Raw genomic sequence first — 10,547 nt, forward strand, 5'->3', positions numbered from 1 at the left:
GAACGCCATAGAAGTCCTGAATTTCAAGCTGCGTCGGGCGATCCGCGCGCGCGGCCATTTCCCAGCGATGAGGCCGCGGCCAAGCTGCTCTATCTGATCCTGAACCGATCCGAAAAAGGAGTGGGTGATGCCACCTCGAGAATGGCCTATGGCAAAGGTTCAGTTCGCCGTCATCTTCGGCAATCGCTTCGTAAGGGCCCCGCCGGCCTGATGTTCAACCGCCACCCATACAGAGAATTCCTGACACCGCCGGCTTCATCGATGAAGATTGACCGCTCGGGTTCGAGATCGACCTGGTCCTCAAACCACTCACGGCGCCGCTTCAGGACGTCCGGACGGTCCTGCTCCACCGCATGGCCAATCTTTTTGTTCAGCGTGATCCGGTGTCCGCCGAAGAACCGCCAGATCGTCGAAATGCCAAACCGCTCCGAACGTTCCGTCATCAGCCGCTCCTGCACCTCGACAAGTGTCAAGTCAGGCGTCGTCTCGACCAGGTCAAGGACAACCACCCGCGTGGCGCTCGATCCGTTCCGAGCGGCGGTCGCCGCCCACCTTCATTGGTGCCGGCGAACCCCTCTCCCGGCTCAGTTGCACCCAGCGTATCGCCGCCGCAATCCCAACCCCGAGGCGTTCAGCCGCCAGACAGTGCGACATGCCGCCATCAACCGCCGCTACGACGCGTACACAAATCCAGCGAAATTACCTTCACCCTATGCATGCCAGCCTCCTTCGCCTGCAAACATCGTGAATCACCTCTCACCCGATACGGGAATCCCCACGCGATTTTTCGGCTCAGAAGCTGCTCTAAAATAGATCCCGGATCACTCAGAAGGAGCCGATCAGCAGCCAGAATCCGCACGCGCAAATCAATCGAGAGAGGGTATCCCATCCATGCCAGCCTCCTTCACCAGCACGGATTCTGACCCAGAATTCCACGCCAGCGGGAATTCCCCCCATCAATTCAATACGGTCGAAAACGCTCTAAATTAATGGTTACATGTCGTTATGCAAAATCGTAGAATGCGCTCGCAGGCCTCTTCCAGAAGGGCATCGGATGCAGCCGTCGAAAGCCGGATATGACCTGGCATTGAAAACGCGGAGCCCGGAACCGTAGCGACCAAAGCCTCATCTAGTAAGGCATTCGCCACATCCTCATCATTGCCAAGTATTCGGCCGCTCGGGGTCCGGCAACCCAATAGACTGGTGATCGACGGGAAGGCGTAGAAAGCTCCCTCTGGGCGGGAACAGGTAAGGCCAGGCGCACCGGCCAGCGCACCTAGAACAAGATCGCGGCGTCGACGATAAATCGTACGTCGTTCCTCGAGAAGATCCTGCGGGCCGTCTAGCGCCGCAACAGCAGCCGCCTGGCTAATGGTCGAAACACCCGCAGTGGCAGTCCCCTGAACCAGCGTCATTGCCGCTAGCCAGTCACGCGGACCGGTACAGAAGCCAATGCGCCAGCCGGTCATCGCATAGGATTTCGATACGCCGGACATAGTCAGCACGCGCCCAGCGAGATCTGGAGCAGCGGCCGCCAATGTCACGTATGCGCCTTCGAAAATGAGGTGCTCGTAAATATCATCCGAAATTGTCAGTACATGAGGATGCCGACGAAGCACATCGGCGATGCCGATAAGCATTGCCGCATCGGCAACCGCGCCGGACGGATTGTTTGGATAGTTGAGAACAAGGAGCTTCGTCCTTGGCCCGATAGCTGCCGCGAGGGTGGCAGCATCCACGCGGAATCCTGCTTCGGCGGGGCAATCGATGAACACCGGGATACCACCGGTGAATTCAACCACCTGGATGTAGCCTGCCCAGCAAGGCGCGGGAATAAGCACTTCATCGCCAGGATCGATGACCGACATCACGGCGTCAAATATCGCCTGCTTGCCGCCATTTGTGACAAGAACGTCAGCTGGTGTTGCCGGCAAACCCTGATCGCGTTCGAATTTCCGTGCTGCGGCGCAGCGCAGCGCATCGGTTCCAGCGATAGGGGGGTAGCGTGTCTGCCCGCCGAGTGCGGCACGGTGTGCGGCATCTACGACATGCGGTGGGGTTGGAAGGTCGGGCTCGCCGATCGATAGCGAAATCACATCATGGCCAGCGGCACGAAGAGCGCGAGCCCGGGCAGCCATAGCGAAAGTAGCCGCCGGCCTTGTTCGGCCGACGCGGGCGGAAAATGGGATCATCTCGCGTCAGCACCACAGTTGCGGCGATTGATCAAGCCCGGCAGCCGTTACGACAATAATCCTGCCACGCATAGCGCAACGCGGCACCGAGATTACGGCCAAAACGCTTCGCGTCACAGAGGGGACTCGTGAGCATCTGTTCGCGCAATCGAGCCCGACGTGCGGCTAGCGCTTCCAGATCCGAGGACATGGCAACGGCACGATCGATATACTGTTCCGGACTCTCTGTAACGCAATCCGTCAGGCCCACGTTCGAAAGGTGGCTCACCGAATGACGTGCGGCGAAGAAATCACCAGCCAAAGTGATGACAGGCACCCCCATAAACATCGATTCGCATGTCGTTAGCCCACCTGAATACGGGAATGGATCTAGTGCGATATCAACGTCCTTGTAGCCTTCGATGAATTCTGGATGCGGAGCTCGACCGCGCAATTCGACCCGACTCGTATCAACTCCAAGAGCATGCGCTCGAGAGATGAAGCGCTCAGGAATTCCATCTTCAGAAAATTGCGGGCAGCGGAGGAGCAGGTGGGCGTTATCGACCTGTTCAAGGATCCGTCCCCAGAGCGATAATGTCTCATCGGTCAGTTTTGTCAGATTATTGAAGCAGCCAAAGGTGACATGACCGTTTGCAAGAGCCGGCAAATTGCTGACAGGCGGCGACGTTGGGGGAGGAGAATAGCAGACATAGCCGTCCGGCAACCGTAATAGCTGTTCCGTATAATATTGATCAAACCCCTCCGGGGTCTCCCATCGATCCGTAATGAACCAGTCAACACGCTTCATGCCAGTTGTAGACGCCTGTGAGCCAACCCATTTCATTTGGACGGGCGCCGGGCGATACGCCAAACTTCCAATCAATCCATTGTCACCAAAGCCACTCAAGTCAATAAGAATATCGATATTACAATCGGCAATATTTGAGGCAATCTCCGCCTCGTATTTTGTGATTCGGTCTTGCCATTTGCGCACACGTCGTGCAAGCCGCTGCGCAAATGGATCTCCTGCAGCGAAGTGACCAAAACAATAGAGCTCGTATGCATCTCGATCTAAATTTTCCAGACCGGCAAATGTGAGCCATCCTACAGGATGTTGTCGCAGAGAATGAGACAGTAGGCCGATTCGAAGTGGACGATCAGGATCAACAACAGAGGGCTTCATCAGTGGTTCGCAGTCTTCGGGCAATGTCGCGGCGAGTTTTCGGGTCGAGTCCAGAAGAAGCTCCGCGGTCGCATTGCTTTGATACGGAATTAAGGAACATTCAGCTCGCAGCCGAGACCGGTCATTGGCTTTGGGGGTTGCCGCTTTGATGTCCCTTGCACTTCCTGCGAGATCGCCAGCTGATGCTCTGATCGTAGCGCGATTTAATAATATCGTAGAGCTCGCGTTTGCGGGAATATCTAATTTATTCAATATATCGGAAGCATCGCCAAAACGATACTGTCGGCCAAGTGAGACAGCTAGATCATTGGCGATATCGATGTTTTCGGGCGCACGGAGAAGGGCTTTGCGCAGATGTAATTCTGCCATTTCTGGCATCTGATTCGCCAAATACGCATTGCCGAGCAAAGCTAGGATATCAGACGCATCCGGCTCAACGTCGATCGCAGTCTCTAAAAGAGCGATCGCCTCTTCAGCCCCACCGCGCCTAAGAGCTGCATTGGCTTCAAGACAGAGCTCAATGGCAGTGGTCCACTTCGGCTCTCGGATCTGCAAAATCAGATCATGATCAACCGTGTCGCGAAGTTCATTATACGTAATTGCATAATGAAGTATATCAGGTGCCAGATTTCCGGCGTTGGCCATCGCGCGCAATGCGGCACCCTGAAGTCCGAGCGCACCGAGCGCAAGCGCAAGTCCATGCCAAGCCTGATGGTTGGTGGGATCAAGATCGGTAGCTCGCGAAAGATATCCTACTGCGTCGTGCGGGTCGTTGCTTTGTAGTGCCAATATTCCATAAGCAAGCAAAGGTTCAATCCGCCAACGATTGCGTATGCTGGCTTGGATATAGAGCTCTTTGGCCTCAGCCACATGGCCATCAGCACGATAACTCTGGGCAAGCCTAATCAACGGCTCATCCCATGATGGAGCCAGCTCACTCGCTCGCTGGAAAAGCTTCCTTGCGGACTCGCGGGTGCTGCCGGCATCAAGAGCCACCCCCGCGGCTATGACGTCGGCCGCATTCGTCATATTTTCGTGTAAAGCTGGAGCGCTAGCAACCTGATCAAGCATGGCGTGGCAAATTGCGCGTATTGTCGCTAAACAGCAATGTAGCCTCGTCCCAATTGCCTGTTCCTACGGCTGCTTGGACGGCTAGGAGACTGGTGTCGAGATTAGCGCGACCTTCGGCTACAAGTCGCCGGATTTGATCAGTTGCTTCTGTATAGGCTCCCCGTTCAATCAGTACCGAGATAAGAAGATGGCGAAGCCTCAGATCATCTTGAGGACGGTCGGAATGCTCTTCATCACTGTCCTGCAATATATTGCGCAAGGTGTCCTCCGCCTCTGCGGGCGCAGAGCGGCATAGCCCGGCGAGCGCCAGGAAGTTAGACGGCATCTCGTCAAGGACCTCGCGCAAGCAGGTCGCAGCGTCGTCGATATGCCCTAGCTCCAAGAGAGCTCTTCCTAATATAGACTTAGCCGTTGAATTCCTTGGGTCTGCAACGACCGCCTCGGAAGCGGCCTTCGCCGCTTCAACCCAATTCTTTTCCTCAAGGCTAATCTCGGCACTAAAACAAAGTATAATCGAATTCTCAGGAAATGCAGCTAAGCCGTCCGAGACTATTTCCTTCGCACGAGCGTGCCTGCCTTTAACAAATTCGATTGCCGCTGATAACGCAACGATCGTCCCAGGATTCTCACCGCGCTTCTCGAGGGTAGGGAGTAGGAGCGAGGCGGCGTTGACCTGCCCCTGATCGATTAGCTGCCGCACGCGCGCAAAAAGCACGCGATTTACACTTGAATTGTCGCCCCGTACGGCGGGTTGCAATTGAGAATTCGAGTGGAGATCGGACATAGTCAGGTTCCTTTTGAACGGTGGTGCGGACCAATTCTCCGGTCAGCGCGCGGGATTGCTATAGCTTATGCGATGAGAGATCTAGCTTGTGCAGCTAGCCCAACGAGACTGGAACTCGAGCCATAAGCGTTCATATTGCTTGCTTGTGTGACTGCAAGGAATCGATCCGCGAACGATTGAACAAACTGCTTATTCTGAAATTTTGATACATCAAGTCGACTGGTGATGGCCTGCTCTTGCGCAAGCAGCGGCTGAAATGCGATTTGTTGGGGAACTCCCAATGCGGTCGTGACGACCGAGCGCATAACAGAATCGCCGAGAATTTGAGTGGCATTCGTGAATTTTTGAGCGTTCTGAATGAAATATAGTGCGTTTGAAAGTCCAGGGGTCTGTTTATCAAGTGACTGACGCCAAAGAACTTCAGCATATGCATTAGTGAGGGTACTTATACTTGATGGTTTTTGTATTATAGATAACCCTTTGGTTGCAAACTGATAAATCTGGGCGGTCGAAAGCCACTGCGAATTAGTGGACGACAATTGATTGGCAAGCCCGTTTGGATCGCTCGGATTTGACAGAAGTGCCTTTTGAGCCAACGCAGGAAATCCGACCTGAGCCCCTAGCCCATTAGCAGTAAGAAGAACTTTAAGAACGGTTGGATTTTGAAGAAGCTGCTTCGCAGTCTTCGCGCTGTTCACCGCTTTTGTGAACGCGGCAATATCCCGCTGTACTTGTGGCGATTTTGCTTCTGCCTGAATATCTTTTGTTTCATTCTGTTGGGCGATTCGGAGCGCAATAATCGGATTTTGAGAACTCGTGACAGTTCCGCTCGTCGCTCCGCCGTAACTCGCTTCAAGAATTGAGACAATACTTGACGAAGTCGTATTTGCGGAGCTTGTAAAGAGAGTGGCAATGTTTGGCGATAGAGTAGACGACATCAAATATCTCCGAGATCTATGCCCGCCCGCTAAGTCCATCGGCAAAATTGTCGCCAATTATCGCGATCACTTCAAGGTCGGGACTTTGATCATTTGTCTGCTGAAGAATGTTATTCGCAACAGAAACGATCTGCGCCCGAAGTGGTGCCGGCAACGGATTGAGTGGATCGAGATTTGTAGCGAGAATCGTCTGCCAGAGCCTGCGGGCAGTTGCCAGTGCTCGTGTACGACTCAGATCATCGTCGGCCGCACGGAGCATAGAACTGACAGTGCGGAACACTTCGGCATCCTGCTCACGCTGACCTCGCAGTTGATTGGCGGATTCATAGGCTTTGAAGGCCTTTGCTGAATGAGACATTTACGATCCTTTTGATCACTGACATGACTGCAGAACGGCTGCTTCGTGGCGCATAATTCGCCGCGAAAGCTTAAGGGCTTCATAACAATCATCCGATTTTGCACATTCCAGCGCTCGGTCGAGGATCTCGCGGGCGAGCGCCGAAGTTGTCGCTTCCTTGAACTGCTCTATCAGTTCGCGGGCACGCACTAGCGCGGATTGGCGTTCTTCGTCCGTTCCGATATAGGCCGTCTGGAGAGCAAAATAGATCTGCTTCGCAGGCGTGTTGACCTCGTCTGGCCGCAGTATTTGTTTGCCGAACATGAAGCGTGCCTTCGCCGTCAACTCGATGCGTGACTTCGTGCGGAACCGGATCGGTGCGCCGTTGAGTATCATGATATCGCCTTGGCGAAGCTCCAGCACCAGAACCGACATATATTTATCCTTCGTAACGCGACTAGTCCGAAGTTTTTATTTGAAAATCATCTAAACGTGAGGCTCCGTGCGGGATACGGCTCGTTATTAATTTCAGAATGTGTCCATACATGGGGCTTGCGGCGCGACTCGATTTGTGATTCGCTGGCGTCATGTTCATCGACGTGGTTCCGAATGGCCGCTCGGCGTCGGCGGTGCTGCTGCGGGAGAGTTTCCGTGAGGGGCGGAAGGTCCACAAGCGCACGATCGCCAATCTGAGCCAGATGCCGGCGGAGCTGGTCGATGGCTTGCGCGCCCTGCTCGCCGGCGGCTCGGTGGTGGGCGGCCCGGATCAGGCGCTCGAGATCCGGCGATCCCTGCCGCACGGGCACGTGGCGGCGGTGCTGGGGATGATGCGCAAGCTGGAGATTCCGCGCCTGCTGGGACGCCAGGTCTCGCGCGAGCGGGACTTGGCACTGGCACTGATCGCGAGTCGCGTGATCGCGCCGGGCTCGAAACTCTCGACGCTGCGCGGCCTGAACCCGGAGACGGCGACCTCGAGCCTCGGGCAGGTGCTTGGGCTCGGCGTGATTGAGGAGCGCGAGATCTACGCCGCCCTCGACTGGTTGGGCGCGCAGCAGGGGCGGATCGAACGGCAGTTCGCGAAGCGCCATCTGCGCGATGGCACGCTGGTGCTCTATGATGTCAGCTCGTCCTATCTTGAAGGCCGGTGCTGCGAACTCGCTCAACACGGTTATAGCCGTGATCATCGGCCGGATCGGCTCCAGATCGTCTATGGTCTGCTGTGCGATCGGGAGGGCCGGCCGATCGCGGTCGAGGTGTTCGAAGGCAACACCGCCGATCCCGGCACGATCGCGGCCCAGGTGGAGAAGCTCAAGCGGCGGTTTCATCTGAACCACGTCGTGCTGGTGGGCGATCGGGGCATGATCACCACGGCGCGGATCCGCAAGGAGATCAAACCCGCCGGATTGGACTGGATCAGTTGCCTGCGGGCGGGTCAGATCCAGGACCTCGCCGAGGGGCCGCTGCAGATGTCGCTGTTCGACGAGCGCGATATCGCCGCGATCGCATCGCCTGATTATCCCGGCGAGCGGCTGATCGCCTGCCGCAATGCGGCTCTGGCCGGGGAACGCCGGCGCAAGCGCGAGGCGCTGCTTACCGCGACCGAGCGGGAATTGACCCGCATCGTGGCGGCGACGACGCGCAAGCGCGCGCCGTTGCGCGGCGCGGCCGAGATCGGCCTTGCGGTCGGTGCCGTGATCAACCAGCGCAAGATGGCCAAGCATTTCGATCTCACCATCACCGCCGATCGCTTCAGCTTCCGGCGCAACGAAGCCGGTATCGCCCGCGAGGCGGCGCTCGATGGCATTTACGTCATCCGGACCAGCGTCGCCGCGGAGGCGATGAGCGATGCCGACACCGTGCGGGCCTACAAGGACCTCTCCCGGGTGGAACGGGCGTTCCGAACCCTGAAATCGGTCGACCTCGCAATCCGTCCGGTCCATCACTGGCTCTCGCCGCGGGTGCGCGCGCATGTCTTTCTCTGCATGATTGCCTATTACGTCGAGTGGCATCTGCGCGATGCCCTCAAGCCGATCCTGTTTCAGGATCACGATCCACTGGCCGCCGAGGCCGAGCGCGCCTCCCCGGTTGCCCCTGCCACGATCTCACCCGCCGCCAAGCGCAAGCGGGGGCGACGCCGCAACGACGACAACCTGCCGCTCTCAAGCTTTGCCGACCTGATGGCGCATCTGGCCACCCAAACTCTCAACACCGCCGCGCTGCCCAAGGCGCCCAATGCGACCTTCACCACCCTGGCCACGCCAACCACACTACAGGCGGCCGCCTTCAACCTCCTCGAAATCGAACCCATGCGTGTCCAGTAGACGTCAAAAGCGGATCAAAAAATCCGCCGATAAATCCAGGGACTTTGTATTCCGCCTAGTTAAAACTTCGGACTAGTAGGCCCGGCCTGCTATTGAAGCAGGCCGGGTTACGGCGGATGAATCAGATCAGCTTGGTGAGGATCGACGGCTGCTGGTTCGCTATGGAGAGGGCAGATGTTGCCAACTGCTGCTGGATCTGTAGCGACTGCAACTTTGCGGACTCCGCCGCCATATTGGCATCAACGAGCGCGCCGAGGCCATTGCTGAGCGCGTCCATTTTGTTCTGGTTATAGGTTATCTGCGCATCAACCTGGTTGGTCAGGTTACCGTAGGTGTTAAGATACGAACCGACATTGGAAACCTGGGTACTGAATGTACCAGTAGCAGTCATCCAGTTTGTAATTGTGGGGGAACCTGCGGAGGCCGTGCCAAGCGACGTTCCAATCTTGCTTAGAGCAAGATAAACAGTGGTCATTGTCTGTGAGGCAATTTGTATCTGTCCGCCGGAAGCATCCGAAGCAACTGTCAGCCCCGTATGTGTCCAAGCAGATGACGAGCTGTGCAGGGTAGTGCCAGTCCCCCCACCAATTAGCGCTTTACCATTATAGCTGGCGCCCTTGATATAGTATTGAAGATTCTGAAGTTGTGAAGAGAACTGCGCAACGTACTGTGTCTTCTGGCTTGCCGAAATCGTTGAGCTCGACAGATTGACCAGTGTCGCATCCATGCTCTGCATAAGATTGGATATATTGGTCAATGCAGTATTTGTGGTGGCAAGTAGGCCCTGGGTATCGCCGAGCTGCTGGTTTGCGGCAGTGAGGCCCGCCATATTTGTGCGGACCGACTGGGCAACAGCGAAAGCAGCACCATTGTCAACCGCGCTGCTGACAGAGTAGCCAGTGGAGATCTGGTTCTGAACGTTGTTCAGAGAAGTATTGATCGAGTTGAGAGTTTCAACGCCGACCATCGCGGCCGAGTTGGTGATGATCGAGCTAACAACGCCGGACATGCTTTGTATCCTTGGCTATAATTTAGTCTGTGGTCCGCGTTTTGCGGAGATGACGTATTTTACGCCTGAGTCGTTAACGCCAGATGAAGCCCGCCTCAGATATATTGGGTAAGGCTCATTGTCTTCACCGCGGCGATAAGCTGGTACGAAGCCTGGAGTTGCGTTTGGGTGGCGGACAACTGGGAAAGGGTCTTTGTCATATCGACTTGATCGAACCCGGCAACCTGGTTGGTGAATGCGTTTGACGTCTGCTGGAGATCTGTGATTTGCGTATTCACCAGTGCCTGGTTGTTTCCAAGAGCGCCGGCGTCCTGTGCCATTGTATTGATTGCGTTACCGAGGCTGGTTGAGATCGCATTGGCGAAATTTGTGAAGCCCGAATTTGAAAGTTGCCCAGGCTGGAGGCTGCCGATAGCCGAAAGAGTGGCCAGAATATCCGTCATATAAGAACCGGTAGTATTCGTTCCCACGCTAGGACCGATAAACTGGTTGGCATTTGCGGCGATACCGGTTGTAATCGGGACTCCGCCGGCACCCAGAACACTTGGGACGCCGGGATTACTAGCAAGAGTGCTTGAGAATGGGCTGTTCGTAGTGTTACTTGCCGCCGCGAACACTCCAGAGACCGAAAGGCTGTTGGTAGCGCTCTGAATGCTGACATAGAACGCGGCACTCGTGAAACTGGTTGCATTCGGCACAGGCGGAACAGTACTGTCCTGACCTGAGAAGATGT

Annotated in this window: 10 protein-coding genes and 1 pseudogene; 2 read left to right on the top strand and 9 right to left on the bottom strand. The window is 56.0% G+C overall.

Translation table 11 applies throughout. From position 1 onward, the window contains the following. Positions 1-211 (top strand): annotated as a pseudogene (locus APM_RS20430) (transposase); the annotation flags it as partial. On the opposite strand, the gene APM_RS13735 reads toward APM_RS20430, so the two are convergent. The 7 genes from APM_RS13735 to APM_RS13755 form a co-directional block, all read right to left on the bottom strand. Further along, the gene (locus APM_RS13735) at positions 171-473 is read right to left on the bottom strand and encodes a hypothetical protein (RefSeq protein WP_138919207.1); all 303 of its coding nucleotides are present in this window, start codon (positions 471-473) and stop codon (positions 171-173) included. The pseudogene APM_RS20430 and the gene APM_RS13735 sit on opposite strands and share 41 nt — an antisense overlap. Before the next feature lie 513 nt (positions 474-986). Next, positions 987-2,192 carry a pyridoxal phosphate-dependent aminotransferase gene (locus tag APM_RS20435; protein WP_083818682.1) on the bottom strand — a complete coding sequence of 402 codons (1,206 nt, stop codon included), beginning with the start codon at positions 2,190-2,192 and terminating at the stop codon, positions 987-989. A gap of 31 nt (positions 2,193-2,223) precedes the next feature. Beyond that, on the bottom strand, positions 2,224-4,425 hold the full coding sequence (locus APM_RS20440; RefSeq protein WP_082468515.1) for a tetratricopeptide repeat protein: 2,202 nt from the start codon (positions 4,423-4,425) through the stop codon (positions 2,224-2,226). Further along, positions 4,418-5,209, bottom strand: coding sequence for a lipopolysaccharide assembly protein LapB (locus APM_RS20445; protein ID WP_007423970.1), 792 nt, complete (start codon positions 5,207-5,209; stop codon positions 4,418-4,420). The genes APM_RS20440 and APM_RS20445 overlap by 8 nt, the downstream gene beginning before the upstream one ends. Before the next feature lie 65 nt (positions 5,210-5,274). After that, a complete protein-coding gene (locus APM_RS20450; protein ID WP_007423971.1) occupies positions 5,275-6,147 on the bottom strand; it encodes a DUF1217 domain-containing protein in 873 nt (290 codons plus the stop codon). 16 nt (positions 6,148-6,163) lie between these two features. Beyond that, positions 6,164-6,505 (bottom strand): flagellar biosynthesis regulator FlaF, encoded by a 342-nt coding sequence (locus APM_RS20455; protein ID WP_007423972.1) that lies wholly within the window; start codon positions 6,503-6,505, stop codon positions 6,164-6,166. Positions 6,506-6,520: 15 nt separating this feature from the next. Beyond that, entirely contained in the window at positions 6,521-6,919 is a 399-nt protein-coding gene (locus tag APM_RS13755) for a flagellar biosynthesis repressor FlbT (protein ID WP_007423973.1), read from the bottom strand. Between the two features lie 152 nt (positions 6,920-7,071). Here APM_RS13755 and APM_RS13760 point away from each other — a divergent pair, with 152 nt between their 5' ends. Beyond that, positions 7,072-8,805: an IS1634 family transposase gene (locus APM_RS13760; RefSeq protein WP_007423974.1), complete on the top strand. Its 1,734-nt coding sequence runs from the start codon at positions 7,072-7,074 to the stop codon at positions 8,803-8,805. A gap of 121 nt (positions 8,806-8,926) precedes the next feature. Here the strand turns inward: APM_RS13760 and APM_RS13765 are convergent, their stop codons facing one another. Then, the gene (locus tag APM_RS13765; protein ID WP_007423975.1) at positions 8,927-9,814 is read right to left on the bottom strand and encodes a flagellin; all 888 of its coding nucleotides are present in this window, start codon (positions 9,812-9,814) and stop codon (positions 8,927-8,929) included. 95 nt (positions 9,815-9,909) lie between these two features. Beyond that, positions 9,910-10,547: flagellin (locus tag APM_RS21570; RefSeq protein WP_256379495.1), on the bottom strand; the 638-nt coding region annotated here is incomplete at its 5' end.

The organism is Acidiphilium sp. PM, assembly GCF_000219295.1.
GTDB classification, from domain to species: Bacteria; Pseudomonadota; Alphaproteobacteria; order Acetobacterales; family Acetobacteraceae; genus Acidiphilium; species Acidiphilium multivorum.